Raw genomic sequence first — 20,039 nt, 5'->3', positions numbered from 1 at the left:
ACGACTGATCTGTTCAATCACTCAATTGACAAATCATCAGTTCAACCGATCATCAGATTCCGCTAGTTCGCTCCCGACATCAGGTACAGAATTCCCATACGCACCGCCACGCCGTTCGCCACTTGATCGAGAATCACCGAGGACAAGCTATCGGCCACATCCGGGGCGATTTCCACTCCTCGATTGATCGGTCCTGGGTGCATGACGATGGCACCGGAGTCCGCCAGCCGCACTCGCTCGGCGGTCAAGCCGTAGAGCCTCGAGTACTCGCGAATCGTGGGAAACTGCGCGCGTCCCTGCCGCTCCAGCTGCAGCCGAAGCATCATAATGACGTGGACGTCGCGCAGCCCTTCATCCATGTCGTAGTACACCTTTGCTCCCAACTTCTCCACCCCACGCGGTATCATCGTCGGCGGTCCCACCAAGCGCACTTCGGCACCAAGTTTCGTGAGCGCATAGATATTCGAACGCGCCACGCGGCTGTGCGACACATCGCCGACGATCGCGACGCGCAATCCACGGAAAGTCATCCCCCGTTGCCGGATCGTGTACAGGTCGAGCAACGCTTGCGTCGGGTGCTCATGCCATCCATCGCCTGCGTTGATGACGGACGACTTGACGCCGTTCGCCAGCGTTTCAGCAGCTCCGGCCGAGGAGTGACGCAGGACGATGATGTCCGCCTGCATCGCTTCAATATTCCGAGCGGTGTCAAGAAGTGTTTCGCCCTTCACCACGCTGCTGGAGGAGGGAGAAAAGTTGATCACATCGGCGCTCAGACGCTTGGCCGCCAGCTCAAAGGACGTGCGGGTTCTTGTGCTCGGCTCAAAGAAGAGATTCACGACGGTCTTGCCTCGGAGAGCCGGCACTTTTTTGATGTCCCGCCCGGTCACCTCCTTGAAGGAATCCGTCGTGTCCAGGACGAGCATGATCTCATCCACAGACAACGGAGCGAGACTCAGCAGATCTTTGCGCTTGAGACTCATGGGATCCTCCGCTTCAGGATTTCAAGATGACGACCCGGTCATCTTCCCCGTCTTCGTCCAACAACACTTGGACCTGCTCATCCCGAGAGGTCGGGAGATTCTTCCCGATGTAATTCGCTTTGATCGGCAGCTGCCGATGGCCACGATCGACCAACACCGCCAGTTGGATTTCCTCCGGACGTCCCAAGTCCATGAGCCCATCCATCGCCGCCCGTATCGTTCTTCCGGTGAACAAGACATCGTCTACCAGCACAACAACTTTGTTCGTCATGTCGAACGGCACGGACGTTTTTCGCAGGATCGGTTGATTTTTGCGCAACGCCAGATCATCGCGATACAATGTAATATCCAATTCACCGATAGGGACCTGTACACCTTCGATGCTCTGAATACGTTTTACGAGCCGATGGGCCAGATGCACACCGCCTGTTCTTATTCCCACTAGTGTCAGATCTCTCACCCCTTTGTTCCGCTCTACAATCTCGTGCGCAATGCGCATCATGGCGCGGGAGATATCTCCGGCATCCATGATCAGCTTTTCATCTTTTCGCTCCACCGACTTGTGTATGGGAGTCGTCATGGTCAGGTAATAATGATGTAATCAGGTTCTTGTCGAATCGAGGCATAAAAAAACCTCCTCACCTGCTTGTGGTGAGAAGGTTGCTTTGCACCGGCCATGGCCGGACCGAAGTTCATGATTGGCTCCTTGCTCACCTCACTGGATGAGCATTAAAGGTTTCAGCATCCTACTGAAAATACCCGAAACCTGTCAAGCGTTCGAAGCCGGAACGAGCTAGGACTTCTGGAATCCATTCGCGAGCAACCACTGCTATAGACGGTTGACGCCTGGCTTTGTAAGGCGACCAGACACCTTATCCGATAAATAGCTTGAAAGACTGGCACAACCTGATCGTGCTCCTTCTGAATTCGGCTAGATCGATTGCGGTTAGGAATCCCGTCCATGTTTGGTCTTCCACACTGCTAGGACGGCCGTTAGTTTCTCTCTGGACGACCGATGCTCCGCTGCAAGGGTCTCCAGAAAATCGGACAGACGTCTGGACTTCAACACCGTATAGAGCGTCACGGCGACGACGGGAATCAGGACCAGCAGGAAATAGACGACCCGCATCATCGTCGACTCTTCTCCCAGTGCGAAGAGATTCATGCCGAGTACACCGGTTGTCGCGACGCCGATCAAGCCGACTGTGGCCACGACAGTCAGGCGGACCATCGTTTCACCTTGCCGACGCAAGGCCTCGCTGTCGAGGTATTGACTCATATCCTCCAGTTCCGACCGAAGCTCCTCATAGAGTCGACCGGTACCCAAGTGTTCACTGATCATCCGATAGAGTTCTTTCACCTGTCCATGATCCGAAATCTGGTGCGACCAGTAGCGATGGGTGAAGCGCAGAAAGATGCCGAGTGTTTGGCGAATGACGCGGCGGAACTGCCGGACCGAGTCGAGCTTCGTGGGATCGAGCTGGTTCATCGCCTCCACCAGGCGATTGGTCAGCATCAACAGAGCGGCTTTGTGAAAATGCGGGATCAAAAACATCAGAAAATATTCGTGACGGAACTGCTCCAGATTGGTCTTGCGGTCCTCAAACGCCGGTTCTCCGGCCTCTCCCACCATCGTAAACACGCGACCGGTACACATGAAACGGGTTCCTGTAGGATTCCTCCCCTGCCCGTTCCAATAGCGGTCGTAACAATAGCGTGCTTCAAAGTCACTGAGATAATGCTCCGAAAACGGCAACTGGTCGGATCTGCCCGGTGCCGCAGCCAATCCCGCTCGTGCGAACTCTCCCCGAGTCAGCGCTCCCGGATCGTCCAGAGTGAGATACGCCATGACCGGCATTAGATGATACTCGATCTGGCGGTAACGAATCGGCCCTGCTTTTTCTGAATGGTGGAGCACCAGCGGTTCGAGCAGGAATTCCCAGTGCGAAGCGAGACTGAGGGACCGATGCCGGCAGACGAACGAGAGATATTTCTCACGGCGCTCATAGTCCGACAGGGCAAGCACCCTGTCTTCCGAGGAAAGCCACTCCACGTGCTTGGGGCAATGGCCGCCGTGCCCATCAGGTTCCCAATAGGTGGGATAGCATCGGCCAAAACGAAAGAGTGAGTTCTGCGCCTGCGAGAGCGGTACATCATCGGCGTAGATCTCGACGACCAGAATCGCCACATCGATGTCGTAGAAGAAATACAGATCAACGTGCGCCACAGTAAAAGTCGCAGGCGCCGTATGAGGACCAGGAAACACCATCCGCACCTTAGCGATATCGTTGCGACGGAAGACACGGATGGCAGACTTTTCATGGACATCCGAGCTGGTTCTCTTTCCTTCACCATAAAGAAAACGCTGGACATACGGCAGAAACGTCACGAACTCGCTGTAATGTCGTTCCTGGAACTGACGAGGATCGCCGGTAAACTCATCGACAAGCTCCCGCCAGGGATTACTTGAATTGGTGGCCTGCAAGAGTTCCCAGTGCTTTTGGATCGCCGCATCCTCACGGATGGGCGTGAGTTGCATGGGCCAGAGCAGAATTTGTCGAAACTGCCGAACGCGCTTTGTCACGTCAGACACGGTGAAAACCCTTTCACTGTTGGAAGAATCACCGCCCGTCAACCTCTTGATAGTTATTTCTTTGCCCGCCATTCGGCAGGGTTCGATCATAACTTATACCATAAGGATGATCAGAACAGACGACACTTGGAAGAGGAAGCATGGTTGTCAGCCTATAGCTGATACGAGTCAACACCGAGAGAACAAGCGAGGAATCTGAAGAGGCTGTTACTGTGCAGGCACTATCGAGGTGCCGTGAGGGCATCCTGTGCGACGTGACCGGTCTGAGATTTCTCGATGATATTCTGCTGAATCTCCTTGGCAATGACCAACGCCAATTGGCCACTCGACAACGCGCCCATCGGCAGACCATTCGTATCGGCATAAAAGGGATCGTCGAGGGCTGCCGTTCGATGGAGATTGATCAGAATCGCAACCGGCTGAATCAACCGTCCGACCTCTCCAACCCTCACTGCCTTGTCGGCCGGCTGCACCCTAGTTCTTGTCGCCCAATCGCGTTGGTCGACTTTGACGAACGCTACATTCCAAATGGTTCCATTGAGGAGATTTGTCACGGCGAGCGGCATCCGATCGAGAAACGACGGTTCTCGCACGATTTGCTGCAAGGCTTCTCGGACTCGAATATCATAAAACTTCGTCGCGGAGTCCGGCTGACTCGGTGGAATCAAAATGGTGCCGCCGACCTCGTAGTAGGACTGTCCGCCCAAACTCTGTTGGTCGTCGACGGTACGCAGGTACGTCTCCAAAAGGTGCTGCAGCAACCGTACTCGCTCCTCACTGGAGAGGGTCCGAATCTCCTTGTCGGTTCGAATCGATGTATGACGAAGGTCTCGTTCGATGGAGCCTATCTTCGGCTTCTGACTGGTCTCCGCTTTACTGACCACCCATTGAAACTCTCGCGCCAGCGCTGGCGCAAACCGTTCCACCGCTCCGAGATATCTCTGTTCCTTCATCGATGACGCACTGATCAATAACCTGACCCGACCAGGATCTACCGTCCGAACAACCAGAAACGGAAACGCCTTTCCTTCATGATTCTGTACGCTCGGTTGGATGATGACGCGATCGATCATCCCCTTACTCACCGCTTCATCGAACCGTGGATAGGTATGCGGATGTTGATTCAAATAGGAGAACGTCTCGATCACTGTCTGGAGAACCGCATCAGCCTGCGTCGGTTCGAGAAATCCACTAACCGCCTCTTTCGTCCCTCGATCAATGAATACTCGGAACGAAAGACCTGGAATCTCGTGGCCCTGTCCTGAGAGATCATGGAACGCTGCAGCAGATTGGCCATCAGCGCTGGCATGACCGACATAGTCATCGATCGTAAAGCTGAGTACAGCAGCTACCACGCGCAAAATCAGGCTGTGGGTAATCAAGCCAGACATGATCGATCGATTCCTTGACTCGAGGGATTGAACGAAGCACTCAAGACGAGTATCTCACGGTCGCTTCTGACTAAATGCTCCGGGAGAAAGCAATCACATCCTTGGATCAACGGGTGAATCAAGAAGATTGGCCTGATTCTCAGTGGTCCAGCGATAAATCTCATTTCTCTCCAAGCTTCAGATCCCAAAACTCAGGATCACGTTTTATGATCCACCCTGCAGGAGTAAAGGTCAACTCGCTAGATAGACTAGGTCCTTGACGTTGTAGAAATCGACGCGGACAAGGCAGACTCCAGCCGACAGCTTCACCGCGAGGGCCAGCATCCCGTCAAGATTCTTCGGCTCTTGTACCCAAGGTCGTACAACTCCCACCTCATCGGAGAAGTCGAGAAACTTCCATGTCGTGTCAGAAAAGGGACAGCTGTCGCGTATGATTGCGAACAAGAATCTGCTCCAGTGTTCCGGTTAAACAGTAGACTCTATAGTCAAAGGTCCTTGCGTGGCTTCAGGAATTGAATGACCGTTGTGCCCGGCATTCCATTCCAATAGTCGGAGGTTCTGCTCTCGATCGACTGGAACATCCCAGCCAATACAACGCGCATAGGGAACTTTCTCATGCAGCTCGGTCACGGTACGCACACACGACTTGAACGCAGGAATCACATTTCCGGCAAACGTCATGTGGCTCGTCGGATGCAGTCATGGCTAAAGAAGGGCCGAAGCACCCCCTTAACTACCGTGGTGCCCCTGCAATCACACTCTGTATGGTGATGGTTGCTCTTAGAGTCGGACCAACAGGAGACGATACCTGAGTACCTGATGAGCAACCAGAGCTCGATGCAGGTCTCAGCGATCCAAGCTCAGGTTCCACTTTTCACCGAGCTTTATATCCCATTTGTCAGGACTAAATTTTAGAATCCCTCCAGCTGGGGTGAATGTCAGCTCGCTAAAATACACGCGCCGCAAGACGTTGTAGAAATCCACACGGACGAATCCGAACCCGAGAGATTGTTTTGCGGCAAGCGCCAGCATCTCGTCCAGTTTCGCCGGTTCTGGTATCGAGGGTCGTGGTGTGCCTTCCTCACAGGAGAGGTCAAGCAGATTCCATCCCTTGTCAAAAAATGGGGAAATATCGTGTGTATGGTTACGAACAAGAATAAGCTCCGGTACGCCATTAAAAGAATAGACTTTATAGTCAAGCGGTGGACTCCCATCCTCATTGGTCAGGTATTCCTCAATCACGATCCTGGGTGGAATCCCATAATATTGATACTCACGGGCCTGCCAATAATAATCTTTGGCCAACCACCCCGACACCTGACGGATAATGTCCTCGCGATTTGCCTCGCCTCGGACAATGATCACCTCTCCACTAGAGTGGTTCGGCTTGATCACATACTCGGTCGGGAGCCGGGCAAACGGGATTGTGCGTGGGTCGTCGCCTTGCCATAAGAGCTCGATCAAATACTCCTTGCCGATTGTTCTCGCCACATGGGCTCGCACCGCATACTTATCGGTCAGCCGTCGGAACCGTGAGGGCATGGCTCCCCGATTCCAAGTGACCATGCGCCAGAACAGCTTCTCCGTAAAGGTCTGAGGATTCGTCAGACTAAGTGGTTTGCCATGGATCCGGGCATATCTCTGCAACAGGATGGCCTCGCCTTCCGACCGCCGCATGACCAGGCGCTTGATGGTCCGATATTGATCGACGAGGTCATGCAACCAGGTGTCTCGTAACCCGGCACGAAGCGCAGCGATCCATGTTGGTTGAGTAAGCTGCTTCAATGGCTACCTTAGGCCTCTGGACACATGCCGAGCTCGGAAGCGTGCAACTTGCCGCCAGTTTGACTGCCATGTCCATCCCCCCAAAGAGGGATCTTCGGTCTTGCCCTAAATATTTCCAGCACAAGCGGTGAGCAACTTGGACGTGGCGCCTGTTATCAGCAAGTAGATGTTACTACTTGGCTATTGAGAAGTAATAACTTGCGATACCACCACACGATGATAGGCACCAGACCCCAAATTGAAGTAGTCGTGATCAGGAAGCAGCCATGCAAACTCGTCCGCCAATGATTCTGAATAGCACCGCAAGTGAATCATATGAGATAGGCTCGGCGCTCAGCAGTCCAGGGTCAGATCCCACTTCTCTCCGAGTTTCAAATCCCAATGGTCGGGACCAAACTGGAAAATTCCTGCCCCGGCGTTAAGGTCAATTCGCCACAATAGACCCGCCCATTGGTGCTGTACAAATCGATGCGGACGAAACCGATTCCCTGTGACAGGCGCCTTGCCAATGACGCTCCCCGTAGCAAGCTACGGGGAGCGTCAAGTTCAACAATAGTCCTCGCTCGGATGGGGTTGCGTCCGTATGGCACCGCACCGAGTTTCTGTCTTATGATTTAATTGTCGCTGAGGCGGAAGCAAGCAAAGCGGATGCCCCTCGAACTACACCATCAAGTTTCTCCGTTTCTTCATGTTCTTCATCTCGAAATAGGCATATGTTTTCAGTAAGTTACAAACATATTTCGCGATCATCGAATCATTTTGATCGTCGCCTGATCTAGAGTTATCCCGAGGAAGTGTATGGATGGTTTAGAATGCAGCCGAAGATCGGTAGCGCGGGTTGTGAGTACAGTGAGGATTCAGGTTTTACATTCAAAATCGCTGAGAGCGCCACCATTCGGATTCCATGTTCGAGGATGCTTTGTACGATATAGCTTCTGCACAGCTTCTGCAACCCTTGCCATACGCAGCAAAATCACTCAATTGGAAATGCTCCAATGGGAAATAGTCTTGGGGGCCTGAAGAATGGGAAATAGTCTTGGGGGCCTGAAGACGGGTGATGCTGTCCGGCCAGAGGGTGGCCGGGTCTTTGTCGAAAATGTTGAACACATCCGACGGCAAGATACCCCATGCTCCTTCAAGCATTTCATGTTCGAGCTGTCCAGGTGCCCATCCGGCGAATCCGGCAAACGCTCGAAATGTTTCGGTCGGTTTAGGTTGAGTCACGATGCGTTCCAGCACGCGTGGTGTGCCCACATAAATTCCGGCGACGATCTGACGCGTATCAGGCAAGACTTGCGTGAGCCGGAACAACAGGACCAGCTGTGTTTGCTTGACCGGTCCACCGGCAAACAATCGGTAGGGGGTGCGCTTCAGTACAGTAAAATCCGGCAAGACTTCGGACAGGAGTACGTTCGTGGGACGGTTCAGAATAAGACCGACTGTCCCGCCTCGTCCGTGTTCGATAATGAGCAGGACGGTTTGGTGGAAGTTCGGATCGCTTAGCGAGGGACTGGCTACCAGGAGCACACCCTTCTCGACGGATGCAGGCGAAAACGCTTGCTGCGCCTGAGCCGCTAACGCGGATACGAGCAAGAAAGTTCCGACGAAGGAAGCGCTTCTTGTGATGTCAACTAGAGCCAAGATCTCGCCTTTTTGCCGATGCTAACAAATATCTCTTCTCTGCAGCGAAATCAACAGGAGCGCCGAAGGGTAAGCCGGTGCTCGTGTGTTAAGTCTGGTGGATTTCTAGAGAGCGAGATGTGATAGAGTGGCCTCTGCGTTGCTGCCTGTCGAGTGAGAGCCGCAAGACAGCAGACGCAGGATCATTGTCGAAGGAGAAGGGATTATGGGGCGCTTCTCGGGAAATCTCATCATGCTGACCGTCCTCTGCACCCTGTCGGCATGCATAGATCCGCCAAAGTCTCCCTACGTCGACGTGAGGGACACAGTGTCCCGTATCGACGAATCACAGGCAGCCGCAGAACAAGGAAGCCCCGAGGATCAGTACAATCTTGGCATGCGATATGAGGCCGCCTTGCCGAAAGACCACAGAGAAGCCGTTCGGTGGTACCGCATGGCGGCCACCCAACGACATGTCGGTGCATTCTATCGGCTCTGCGTGCTCTCGGACATCGGTCGTGGGATGCCCCAGGACTATCAGGAAGCTCTACGGTGGTGCCGCCTTGCCGCGGACCAGCGGCATGGGCCGGCGATGTTTATGATCGCCACATATTATGAAAAGGCACGGGGAGTCCCCAAGGATGTCGTCCTAGCCTACCAGTGGTACAACCTGGCGGCGGCCAACGGCCATGAAGCCGGAGCGAAATGGCGAGATCGCCTGGCCAGCACCATGACGCCGCCTCAAATCGCTCAGGCACAATTTCTCGCACGAAATTGGAAACCCAGGGCCACAAGTTTAGGCCAAGAACAATAGCCCATGGGTTTCGCCTGCCTACACTCTGTACGGGAGACCAACATCCGAGATGCGGTTCTTGAAACCTTCGCTTTCTTGTCGGCAATCTCGGATTGGCCACACCCAGGCCTTAGGAGGCTGTCACATCCGTCAAGGTTCCATCCATCCATCTGTCTTCTGCGGCAATTCACGCTTGAAGTCTCCCCCTCTGGCTGCGTAGGATATTTGCCGATAATTTGCTAACCGGCCAGCAAATATCCATCACGTTCACGATCATTCAGAATGGATCATCGGCTGCCACCCTACCAGCGCGTGAATCTCGTAGGAGGTGTTCTGATATTCTTTTTCGCGTCAAACTGCGCCGCTCCTCCTCCTAGTCCGCCACGCCCGCTCATCGACGGGCCGGCCGTGAGTGAGGTCCTCAAGCGCGCTCAGGCGGGCGATCCCAATGCTCAAAATGAATTGGGGTTACGGTATAGCGAAGGGCGGGGTCTTCCACAAAACTATCATGAGGCAAAGGATTGGTTTAAAAGGGCCGCCGACCAGGGACACGCTAACGCACAAGTCAACCTAGGAACCCTCTATTCCCTAGGACGAGGCGCACCGTACAGTGACCCCATGGCGTTGTATTGGTTTCAGAAGGCCGCGGAGCAACGGAACGCGCTGGCCTTCGCGAAACTGGGGATGATGTATGAACGGGGGCGAGCGGTGCCACAGAGCCTTATTGATGCCCACATGTGGTACAGCCTGTCGATTGCCCACGGTGAGAAACGTGCGGCTGAATCTCGCGACGCGGTTGTCATTCGGATGACGCCAGGACAAATTGCCGAAGCGGAAGACCGGGCGAAAAAATGGATGCCCAAGGGACGATAATAAGTAGTCCCCTCCTCTGCGCCGCCCGAAAGTCCGACAGAACTCAGTAGACTGCCACGTAACAGATTCCGGTCGACTTGAACATTCGACCAAGCCATCCGAGCGCGGCGAGTAGAGCGGTTGCAAACGAGGTAGCCGGCTAGTATTTTCGCAACGATACAGGCGGGAGATTCAACACCCCCTCGCGGATGACCGCCCATAAGGCATCGAGCATGTCTGTAAGGTCAGGGGCCCTACGAGCCAGCAATTTGATTGCGAGCCCCGGAACGCTTGGTGTTGAGACCCCTCCCAACACCTGACCTGGTCGCTCATCCAAGATCGGTACGATCTTCGACTCCAGTCGACTCCAGGCCTCAGGTTCCACCGCATCGTTTACGACGTAGAACGAGGCAACGTAGTTCCAGTCTTCTGCAAGCCCTACACAGCCCAAGCCGGTGGCGGGATCAAGGACATAGCGCTCCAAAAGGGAACTGCCGGATGCAGTCGTGATTCGGATTTCGTTCTCCAGATCGGTAAAGGCCCATCGTTCCTCTCTGGCGATGCGTCCCGAAGCGACGGCGTCCCACAAGAAAAGTGTGGCACCCGGCGCCAGTGTGACCAGAAGTCTCTGCCGGAATCGTGATCCGGCAAAAGGAATGGTATGTTCCGGGAGCCACTCCAAGATTGCGCCGGCACCAACATGGATTCGGATGTCCTGAACCGACACTGCCCCGAGTGAGTGGTAGACGCGGTTGGCGGAGGGCGCGGAGATCAGCACATGCGCGTCCTTGTCTAAGCTCATATCTATGGAAAGGCAGTCACCCTCAACGAGTCCGCCGGAGGGATTGACCAGGAGAGTGTAAGCAGCTCCCGTATCATCAAGGTAAATGGGAGGGAGAAGCTTCCAGGGTGTCGTGACGTACGAATGAGCGATAATGGTTCGTCGGTCAGGCTTGGCATACTTTAGCCTGAGCTCACCGACTCGCCCGACCAATTCAGTCGCGAACCGCCCAGGGACACTCTTTTCCCGAGAAGGTTTTCTTTTCGGAGAAGGGCTTGTTCTCCGAGAAGTGTGTTTTCGTGCTCCCTTCTGCGTCGGCACGATCAAGCGCGCCTGGCTTTCTGGGGGATGCGCTGTTCCACCCAGGCGACGACGGTATCCAAGCCCTCGCCGGAAAGAATATTGGTGAACCCAAACGGAAGATCGCCGCGCATCCGGCGAGTATCCCGATCCATAACGGACAGATCCGCGCGCACATGAGGAGCCAAATCCATCTTGTTGATGACGAGAAAATCAGATCGAGTGATGCCAGGTCCCCCCTTGCGTGGAATCTTGTCGCCTCCCGACACATCGATCACATAGATGACATGATCCACCAACTCAGGGCTGAAAGTCGCCGCAAGATTGTCTCCCCCACTTTCCAAGAAGATCAGCTCCACGTCGGGATGGCGGCGCAGCAGATCATCGATCGCCTCTTGATTGTGCGAGGCATCTTCGCGGATGGCCGTGTGTGGACATCCACCGGTCTCAACGCCAAGAATCCGGTCGACCGGCAAGGCTGCTCGCTTCGTCAGAATTTCAGCATCAATTTTCGTAAAAATATCGTTCGTCACCGCGGCCAGGCTGTACCGGTCGCGCAATTTCTGACACAGAGCCTCAACGAGCGCTGTTTTCCCTGACCCGACGGGGCCTCCGATACCAATGACTGGAATGCCTTGTTTCCGCGCTTGCGTGGGAGTCCAATTGTGACTGTGCTCACGATTTAGATCATGCATGATAATCCCCCGAGCGGGCAGCTGAGGCCCCAGGCCATCAACCGCCGTTCTGTTCCTTTCTCTGCGCAACGATGCGCGTCGGCTTCGCAGGTTAAGACCGAAAGAGCCTCCACTCCAGAGAGCCATGACGCATCGCATAAATATCTTGGATAGGCGACCACGAGCTCATCGCTGTATCTAAGTCAACTTCTCGACTGATCCATTCAATCAACGGAAGCCATTCGCCCAGTATGCGCTGCCCCTCATGTTGGCCGATCGGCGCGAGTCGCATCGCCGCAGAGACAAAACCAACAGCGGTTTGGTACAGGAAGGCCACCGCTGTTTCCTCCGGGCTCCAGCCGCAGGTGCCCATGGTGAGCCCGAACGTCACCGCGAAGTGCCCTGGAGCTCGTTCGGATTCTATCTCGTCGCGATACTCGCTCAGGATTGGTTTCGCTCGGATTTGATCCGCAGCAACCCTGATCACTTGTCGTCCCATCTGACGACTGGCCAACCGTGACTCACGGCCGAGCTTTGTCGCGTCCAACTCACGATCGATCTGGACCGCCTCATCCAGTGATCCGGCAGACCCCGCTCGATTGGCCAGTTTTGTGGCAAGAGCTTCCCGGCGGCTCATGCCACCACGCAGCAAATCCTCAATGTATCTGGCAAACTGATCGGAGGTCTTGACGGCGCCTCCTTGGATGGCAGCTTCTAGCCCCGAGGAAAACGCATAGCCACCGGAGGGGAAAAAGGTATCGACGAACCGCAGCCCTTCCAGTAACGCTGGTGTCTTCATAGTGAATATCGAAAAACAAGAACAGCCGGCCGACTACCATCACAATCCCTTCCGACCGATAGTCGAACCAGCTGCTCTGTTCGCTAGAACAAATTGTACCGTTGCGCCAGCGGCAGCACGATCGCCGGTTCGCAGGTGAGCGGCACACCATCTGCCGTCACAAGGTACGTTTCCGGATTCACCTCCACTTTCAGCACCGCATCGTTCAGCTTGAGATCGCGCTTCTTCATGCCACGGATATTCTTGACCGCGGCGATCCGCCTCTGCAGACCAAGCCGCTTCGGAATCTCATGATCCAATGCGGCCTGAGATACGAAGGTAAAGCTGGTGCTGGACAGAGCACGACCGAATGCGCCGAACATCGGTCGACTGATCGTCGGTTCCGGCGTCGGGATCGAGGCATTGGGATCGCCCATTTGCGCTTGGGCGATGAAGCCGCTCTTCAACACCATCTCCGGCTTCACGCCGAAGAACTCCGGCTTCCAGATGACGAGGTCGGCGATCTTCCCCACCTCTACGGAACCGACTTCATGAGCAATACCGTGTGTGATGGCCGGATTGATCGTGTACTTCGCCACATAACGTCTGGCCCGGAAGTTGTCGTTCTGGGCGGAATCTTTCCCGCTGGTGGGGGTGAGGTGTCCCCGCTGCATCTTCATCTTATGAGCAGTTTGCCACGTTCTGGTGATGACTTCCCCAATGCGGCCCATCGCCTGCGAGTCGGAGGACATCATGCTGATCGCGCCCATGTCATGAAGAATGTCTTCCGCCTGAATAGTCTCACGACGGATGCGTGATTCCGCAAACGCCACGTCCTCGGGGATTCGTGGATTCAGATTGTGACACACGATCAACATGTCAAGATGCTCATCCATCGTGTTGACGGTGAATGGCCTCGTGGGATTGGTCGAAGAGGGCAGCACATTCGGCTCGCCGCAAATCTTAATGATGTCCGGCGCATGACCGCCACCTGCGCCCTCCGTATGGAAGCTATGGATCGCTCTTCCCTTGATGGCCCTGATGGTGTCCTCAACAAAACCGGCTTCATTGAGCGTATCCGCATGGAGCGCCACCTGCACATCGTAATGCTCGGCCACGCTCAAACAGGTGTCGATCGCGGCCGGGGTGGTACCCCAGTCTTCGTGCAGCTTCAGCCCGATTGCACCGGCTTCGATCTGTTCATTCAATCCTTCAGGCCGAGACGCGTTGCCCTTGCCGAGATAACCGAGGTTCATAGGAATGCCCTCGGACGCTTCCAGCATGCGATGAATGTTCCATGGCCCAGGCGTACAGGTCGTCGCGGCGGTCCCGTTCGCAGGACCGGTCCCGCCGCCGATCATCGTGGTCAGACCGGCAGAAAGGGCTTCCCAACATTGCTGTGGACAAATGAAGTGGATATGCGTGTCGATGCCGCCGGCTGTGATGATACGGCCTTCTCCCGAAATCGCTTCCGTGCCAGGACCGATCTCCATGCCGGGCGTGACATTGGGCATGAGGTCGGAATTTCCGGCATGACCGATGCCAACGATGCGGCCGTCCTTGATACCGATGTCGGCTTTGATGACCCCGGTGTAGTCGAGGATGAGCGCACTGGTAATCACTGTGTCCAGCTGGCCGCTGCTGCTCGTGGCTCGGGCGGACTGCCCCATCCCGTCACGAATGGTCTTCCCGCCGCCGAAGACCGCTTCCTCTCCTGGAATGATCCGATCCTCTTCGACTTCGATGATGAGATCCGTGTCCCCAAGCCGGACACGATCGCCGACCGTGGGACCGTACAGGGATGCGTAATGTTTGCGTGAAATTTTCACCGTGCGCCTCCTTTCCCAAACCCACGTTCAGCAGCGAGACCGACAGCCTTGGCCTTGACCTTCGGATCATCCAACAATCCCTCAGTCAATCCGTTCACACCTTGGGCAAGCCGGTTGCCTGCAAGGGCCACGAGCGTCACCTTTTTTTCCTCACCCGGTTCAAACCGGACCGCCGTACCGGCAGGAATGCAGAGCCGGAACCCGAAGGCCTGCTCACGATCAAACTTGAGCGCACGATTGGTTTCGAAGAAGTGACAGTGAGACCCGACTTGAATTGGTCGATCACCCAAGTTCTTGACCGTCATATCTTTTGTCTCTCGTCCTTTTAAGATCTCGATATCACCAGCCACCGTCATAATCTCGCCGGGAATGATCGGGGCAGACAGCTCGGCTTTCACCGCAGCCGCCAAGGCTTCCTTCGACCTCTGTGGCGCGTCATGTTTCTTCATTTTCGCTCCTCCTGCCCCACCGACCTTTGTGATCAGCGATTCATTCGCGGCATAAGCGATGCCCTGTTGCCCGGCGTTTCCCAAGAGTGAGACCGCCCCGATTCCTGCCGCAACCCGCCCACTCTGTGTGAGAAATTGCCGCCGCGACGGCCCGGCTTTTTCGGAAGTACTTCGTTTTTCCTTGTCGTCTCCAGAGTCCTGTGGGTCTTTTGCTTTCATGTTACTTCACCCCTTTCATGCCCCGTGCTTCCTAGAAGATGAACAGTCTTCATGCTTGCTTCATATGTCTTTCATACAGATGAGATACCATGTAACCTGCCTGAGCTCATGGAATCGGATTGTGAACGGTGACGAGCTTAGTCCCATCGGGGAAGGTGCCCTCGACCTGGAAATTGGGAATCATTTCCGGCACACCAGGCATCACATCCTTACGAGACAGCAGCTGAGTCCCATAGGTCATGAGCTCTGCCACAGATTTTCCGTCTCGAATCCCCTCCAACACTGCCGCCGTCATGTACGCAACAGCTTCCGGGTGGTTGAGCTTGAGGCCTCGCTTCTTGCGATCGGTCGCAAGCTGCGCCGCCACATAAATCATCAGCTTGTCCTGTTCTCTTGGGCTTAGATGCATAAAGACCTCCTCTGTCAGGCTAGGGCTTGTGACTAAATTGTTCGATCCAACAAATCGTTACTGTTCTGCCGATCTTGATCTTAGTTCGTACAGAGAGGGGGGGGAGATGAGGGGGGTGTCTCGTATACCAGGGCAGACTTCCCGAAACCAGACCTCTGGTCCCCACCTCTCTTAGGTTGGGAATTGTTACTCTCCTCTGTTCCACACGACAAAACAGTATCGCGATGGAACCCTTACCTTTACAGGCCAGTATTTACCACAAAACGAGAAACTGCGTCCAGCTCGTTATCCTGTCTCTTATACCGTCAAATGTTGCCTCACCATGTCGGCATTCAACTCCGTGCTCTTGCCCTGAGCCATCACTGCTCCTCTAGCCATCACGATATACTTCTCAGCAAGTCGGGCGGCAAAGTGTAGGCCTTGTTCGACCAGGAGAATCGCGAAACGGCGCGAATGCTTAAAGCCGATGATGACGTCCTCGATTTGATCGACGATCGACGGCTGAATCCCTTCCGTCGGCTCATCCAAGAGCAGCAGTTTCGGACTCGACAAGATCGCTCTTCCGATCGCCAACTGCTGTTGTTCTCCGCCGCTGAGCACCCCACCTGGCCGGTGAAGGATTTGTGTCAGCTTCGGAAAGAGGTGATAGACTTCCTCGAATGCTTCTTTCTCAGAAACATCGCCGCTGATAGGTGGACGATTCCAATAGCCGAGAAGAAGATTTTGATGCACCGTCAAGTGTGGAATGATCTCTCGGCCTTGCGGGACATAGGCCAGCCCCTTCCTCGCCCGAAGATCCGTGCGGTCATGAGTGATATCCACTCCGTCGAACATGATCTTGCCCCCACGTACGGGAAGCAACCCGGTCAGCGTCTTCAAAGTAGTTGTTTTGCCGACCCCGTTTCGGCCCATCAGACAGACCACCTCTCCCGGTTCGATCGTAAACGAAACGCTCCGAAGAATATGACTCTCACCGTAGTACGCGTTGACGTTGTCAAGTGCCAGCGTCAAACGTGTGGTTTCTTGTGCCATGGCCGATCGTTTTCGTGTTGAAGCTAATGCGTGACCTTGGCTCGGCCAAGGTAGATTTCTCGAACATGGTCGTCAGCCTGCACTTTTTCGACCGTGCCTTCACAGATGACCGTGCCCTCTGCCAACACCGTTACAATCCGGGCGATCTGCCGGACAAAGTCCATGTCATGCTCGATCACGACGATCGCGTGTTTTTCTGACAGTGACTGGAGAAGGCGGCCGGTCTGTTCCGTTTCCTTATCGCTCATGCCGGCGACCGGCTCATCAACCAACAGCAGCGACGGGTCCTGCAAAATCACCATGCCGATCTCCAACCACTGCTTCTGGCCGTGCGATAAGGAACCGGCGCGGTCGTGGGCATGGTCCGTCAATCCTATCGTCTCCAACACCTCACTGATCCGCTCTCGTTCCGCTGAGGACGATTTTCCAACTAGGTTGAGGAACACTCCCCTGCTCGACCGCTTCACCGACAGATCCAAGTTCTGCCACACTGACAGGTTGCCGTAGACCGATGGGGCTTGGAACTTCCGCCCGATACCGAGCTTCGTGATGTCTTCCGCGTTCTTGCCCACCAAATTGATGCCCTTGCCGAACATCACTTTACCTGATGCAGGTTTGGTCTTCCCGCAGATCACATCGAGCAAGGTGGTCTTGCCGGCGCCATTCGGTCCGATGACGACGCGGAGCTCGTTGTAGTGGACGCTGAAATTACAGTTGTTCAGCGCTTTGAACCCGTCGTAGTCGACGACCACGTTTTCACAGTTGAGAATCAGATCGCCGTCCGTCACGCCGCCGTCCCCCCTTCAGCCTTGATCAACGGCGTACGGGTCTCCTTTCGCTCGGTCAACTTCCGAATCATCCCTACAAGTCCGTCCGGGAACATCGTCACCACAACCACAAAGAGTCCACCTAAGATAAACGGCCAGGCCTCCGGAAAATAGTTAGTCAGCACGCTACGGCCATAGTTAACGGCCACCGCACCCAAGATTGCCCCGATCAGCGTACCGCGCCCGCCGACCGCCACCCAGATGACGACCTCAAGGGACGGTAACACCCCGATCTGAGCTGGCGTAATGATGCCCACCTGCGGCACGTACAGCATCCCCGCTAGTCCCGCGAGCCCTGCCGCTACGACAAACACGAAGAGCTTGTACACCCAGGGGGTGTAGCCGGAAAACGTGACTCGTGACTCGCTGTCGCGGATCGCGATCAGCACGTTTCCGGCACGCGAGGCCACGATCCAGCGACAGAGCAGGTAGGAAACGGCCAGGGCCAGGACCGTCAGGATGTAGAGCCCCCGTTGCGTCGACGGATCCGAGAGCCGGAACCCGAGCAGTTGTTTAAAATCCGTTAATCCATTCGTGCCTCCGAGCCGCGTTTCGTTCCGATTGAAGACCAGCCAGGCGGCAAACGCCAAGGCCTGCGTGATGATCGCGAAGTACACCCCCTTGATTCTGCTACGGAAGGCGAGAAATCCGAAGATCGTCGCGAAGAGAACCGGAACGAGAATGGCCCCGAGGAACCCACCCAAAAAGCTTTTGAACGGGTACCAGAAGAGGGGGAGTTCTTTGACCTGCGTCCAGACCATGAAATCCGGGAGTTCGCTGCCATACACACTTTCCTTCCCGATCTGGAGGGCTAGATACATGCCCATACAGTAGGCGCCGAGCCCGAAAAAGACCCCTTGGCCCATGCTGAGGACCCCGCAATAACCCCAGATCAGATCCAGTCCGAGGGCCAGAATGGCAAAGGCCAAGAATTTGCCGAATTGATTGAGACGAAAGTCAGAAATGTGCAGCCATGAATCTTCGGCAGGCAACACGTTCAGCAGGGGGACGACGAGTAGGAACAAGACACCGACGGCGTAAAAGACCGCCGTCTCGCGGCTGCCTTGGCTGGTACCCATTGGTTCAGGCATCGGCACTCCGTCCTTTGGCCGCAAACAAGCCCTGTGGCCTCCACTGGAGGAATAAAATCACCCCGACCAGAATAAAAACTTTGCCGTAGACTGCGCCACTAACCGGCTCGATCAGCTTGTTCAGCCCTCCGATGCCTAAGGAAGCCCAGATGGTCCCGGCGAGTTTGCCGACCCCTCCGGTCACGACCACCATAAAGGCATCGACGATATAGTTCTGCCCAAGCCCTGGGTCGACATTGCCGACCATCGTAAGAGCCCAGCCTGCGATCCCGGCCAGGCCGGAGGCAAAGGCGAAGGTGTACGAATCGACTTTTCTGGTCGGGATGCCGAGGCAGGCGCTCATATTGCGATTTTGAGTGACCGCTCGTACCCGAATCCCCAGGTTTGACCGGAAGAGCAAAAAGTAAATTCCCAAGACACAGATGATCGATAGGATGATGATGAAGATCCGATTGTAGGGCAGATAGACTCCCACCATCACTTGAGCGCCCCCGCGCAAGGCCTGCGGGGCGATGACTGCGGTCAAATCACCGAAGTAGACCCGAGCGGCCTGCATCAAGATCAAGCTGACGCCCCACGTCGCCAAGAGCGTCTCAAGAAGACGTCCATAGAGAAACCGAATCACGGTGGCTTCCAACACCCAGCCGAAGCAGGCAGCCGACAGAAAGGCGACAGGCAAGGCCACTGGGAAATACCAATCGAACACTTCCGGAGAAAACCAGCCGATGAAAGCCTGTTGCGTGATGAACGTGGCGTAGGCACCGATCATCATCAGCTCTCCGTGGGCCATATTGATAACGCCCATCAAGCCGAAGACGATGGCCAACCCCAGGGACATGATCAAGAGAATCGAACTGAGGCTGATGCCCCGGAACAACGTCTCGATGACGTTGGCCCACCAACCCCATGAGTTAATCTGTTCAATCGCGGTTTCGGCTGCCGCAGCCAGATTCCTTTGTTCTTCGGTCGACCCACTTTGCGTGCCCGCTTCGATCAATTCCTGGAGCGACGACAGGCTGTTCTGACTGCGGTGATCACCCAGCTTCTTGACTGCCTCCAAACGGACGGCGGGATCTTGCGAACGGAGTTGAATCAACTGCGCGGCCTCTTCCATCGTATACTTCACCCACCAGACTTTTTCCTTTGCGGCAGCCTCCTCCAGCCAGGTGATGGCCTCCGGTCGTCCCGTCCCCACCAGATCGGCGGCGGCCGAGCGTCTGGTATCCGGTTGTTCACTTGTCAGGTTCGCGCGGTTCTTGAGCAGATCGATCACCGGTTTGATAGCGATCCTGACAGCCCGATCGGCTTCTGCCCGGATCGCATCGAGTTTGGGGACGAGGCTCGCATCACCCTTTTCAATCAGGAGCGCGACCGCCTTGCTGCGGACCACCGCATCCTCGCTTGTCACGTCGAGAAGCGCCTGTTCGATTGAGTCGGCGGAGAGGACTACAGGTGAGACTGCATGGTCCGCTTCGCTGGCAGCCGACGTTGACTGGAGACCAAGCCCAATCGCTGGAAGAAGGAACAAAACCAGTACAGATAGATTTCTCGAGATGCCGGCCAGGCTTATCACCATATCCTCTTTACGGAAACCGTGGCGACAGGCACAATCAGTAGGGGGCTGAAACCTCTA

The 20,039-nt window shown here is 55.3% G+C and carries 19 protein-coding genes; 2 read left to right on the top strand and 17 right to left on the bottom strand.

What is annotated here, in order from left to right:
- Positions 1–62 precede the first annotated feature (62 nt).
- The 7 genes from P0119_11690 to P0119_11660 all read right to left on the bottom strand — a co-directional run bounded on the left by P0119_11690 (position 63) and on the right by P0119_11660 (position 8,393).
- Positions 63–983 carry an aspartate carbamoyltransferase catalytic subunit gene (locus P0119_11690; GenBank protein ID MDF0666716.1) on the bottom strand — a complete coding sequence of 307 codons (921 nt, stop codon included), beginning with the start codon at positions 981–983 and terminating at the stop codon, positions 63–65.
- A gap of 13 nt (positions 984–996) precedes the next feature.
- Positions 997–1,563, bottom strand: a complete 567-nt coding sequence (pyrR, locus tag P0119_11685; GenBank protein MDF0666715.1) for a bifunctional pyr operon transcriptional regulator/uracil phosphoribosyltransferase PyrR — start codon at positions 1,561–1,563, stop codon at positions 997–999.
- Between the two features lie 366 nt (positions 1,564–1,929).
- Positions 1,930–3,576 carry a hypothetical protein gene (locus P0119_11680; protein MDF0666714.1) on the bottom strand — a complete coding sequence of 549 codons (1,647 nt, stop codon included), beginning with the start codon at positions 3,574–3,576 and terminating at the stop codon, positions 1,930–1,932.
- Positions 3,577–3,797: 221 nt separating this feature from the next.
- A complete protein-coding gene (locus P0119_11675) occupies positions 3,798–4,967 on the bottom strand; it encodes a hypothetical protein (GenBank protein MDF0666713.1) in 1,170 nt (389 codons plus the stop codon).
- A gap of 231 nt (positions 4,968–5,198) precedes the next feature.
- Positions 5,199–5,411, bottom strand: a complete 213-nt coding sequence (locus tag P0119_11670) for an ATP-grasp fold amidoligase family protein (GenBank protein MDF0666712.1) — start codon at positions 5,409–5,411, stop codon at positions 5,199–5,201.
- 402 nt (positions 5,412–5,813) lie between these two features.
- Positions 5,814–6,752, bottom strand: a complete 939-nt coding sequence (locus P0119_11665; GenBank protein ID MDF0666711.1) for an ATP-grasp fold amidoligase family protein — start codon at positions 6,750–6,752, stop codon at positions 5,814–5,816.
- 870 nt (positions 6,753–7,622) lie between these two features.
- Positions 7,623–8,393 carry a YqgE/AlgH family protein gene (locus tag P0119_11660; protein ID MDF0666710.1) on the bottom strand — a complete coding sequence of 257 codons (771 nt, stop codon included), beginning with the start codon at positions 8,391–8,393 and terminating at the stop codon, positions 7,623–7,625.
- A gap of 205 nt (positions 8,394–8,598) precedes the next feature.
- Between P0119_11660 and P0119_11655 the strand changes: the two genes are divergently transcribed.
- Together P0119_11655 and P0119_11650 are read left to right on the top strand one after the other, a co-directional pair.
- A complete protein-coding gene (locus P0119_11655; GenBank protein ID MDF0666709.1) occupies positions 8,599–9,186 on the top strand; it encodes a tetratricopeptide repeat protein in 588 nt (195 codons plus the stop codon).
- A 261-nt stretch (positions 9,187–9,447) separates the two neighbouring features.
- Positions 9,448–10,038, top strand: coding sequence for a tetratricopeptide repeat protein (locus P0119_11650; GenBank protein MDF0666708.1), 591 nt, complete (start codon positions 9,448–9,450; stop codon positions 10,036–10,038).
- A gap of 139 nt (positions 10,039–10,177) precedes the next feature.
- Here P0119_11650 and P0119_11645 read toward each other — a convergent pair whose 3' ends face one another.
- From P0119_11645 to urtB, 10 genes are all read right to left on the bottom strand, one after another.
- On the bottom strand, positions 10,178–11,119 hold the full coding sequence (locus P0119_11645; protein ID MDF0666707.1) for an urease accessory protein UreD: 942 nt from the start codon (positions 11,117–11,119) through the stop codon (positions 10,178–10,180).
- 2 nt (positions 11,120–11,121) lie between these two features.
- Complete coding sequence (gene ureG, locus P0119_11640) at positions 11,122–11,793, bottom strand: urease accessory protein UreG (protein ID MDF0666706.1); 672 nt, start codon at positions 11,791–11,793, stop codon at positions 11,122–11,124.
- Positions 11,794–11,884: 91 nt separating this feature from the next.
- Positions 11,885–12,571, bottom strand: coding sequence for an urease accessory UreF family protein (locus tag P0119_11635; protein MDF0666705.1), 687 nt, complete (start codon positions 12,569–12,571; stop codon positions 11,885–11,887).
- Positions 12,572–12,654: 83 nt separating this feature from the next.
- The gene (gene ureC, locus P0119_11630) at positions 12,655–14,379 is read right to left on the bottom strand and encodes an urease subunit alpha (protein MDF0666704.1); all 1,725 of its coding nucleotides are present in this window, start codon (positions 14,377–14,379) and stop codon (positions 12,655–12,657) included.
- Positions 14,376–14,828: an urease subunit beta gene (locus P0119_11625; protein ID MDF0666703.1), complete on the bottom strand. Its 453-nt coding sequence runs from the start codon at positions 14,826–14,828 to the stop codon at positions 14,376–14,378. The genes ureC and P0119_11625 overlap by 4 nt, the downstream gene beginning before the upstream one ends.
- A gap of 325 nt (positions 14,829–15,153) precedes the next feature.
- Positions 15,154–15,456: an urease subunit gamma gene (locus P0119_11620; protein ID MDF0666702.1), complete on the bottom strand. Its 303-nt coding sequence runs from the start codon at positions 15,454–15,456 to the stop codon at positions 15,154–15,156.
- A 297-nt stretch (positions 15,457–15,753) separates the two neighbouring features.
- Positions 15,754–16,488, bottom strand: a complete 735-nt coding sequence (gene urtE, locus P0119_11615) for an urea ABC transporter ATP-binding subunit UrtE (GenBank protein MDF0666701.1) — start codon at positions 16,486–16,488, stop codon at positions 15,754–15,756.
- 23 nt (positions 16,489–16,511) lie between these two features.
- Positions 16,512–17,276 (bottom strand): urea ABC transporter ATP-binding protein UrtD, encoded by a 765-nt coding sequence (urtD, locus tag P0119_11610; GenBank protein ID MDF0666700.1) that lies wholly within the window; start codon positions 17,274–17,276, stop codon positions 16,512–16,514.
- On the bottom strand, positions 17,273–18,406 hold the full coding sequence (gene urtC / locus P0119_11605; GenBank protein ID MDF0666699.1) for an urea ABC transporter permease subunit UrtC: 1,134 nt from the start codon (positions 18,404–18,406) through the stop codon (positions 17,273–17,275). Before urtC ends, urtD begins: the two co-directional genes overlap by 4 nt.
- Positions 18,399–19,982, bottom strand: coding sequence for an urea ABC transporter permease subunit UrtB (gene urtB / locus P0119_11600; protein ID MDF0666698.1), 1,584 nt, complete (start codon positions 19,980–19,982; stop codon positions 18,399–18,401). Before urtB ends, urtC begins: the two co-directional genes overlap by 8 nt.
- Positions 19,983–20,039 lie beyond the last annotated feature (57 nt).

The organism is Nitrospira sp. (assembly GCA_029194665.1).
GTDB lineage: Bacteria > Nitrospirota > Nitrospiria > Nitrospirales > Nitrospiraceae > Nitrospira_D.
Note: the sequence above shows the minus strand (reverse complement) of the source record. Positions and strands in the feature narration are given on the sequence as shown.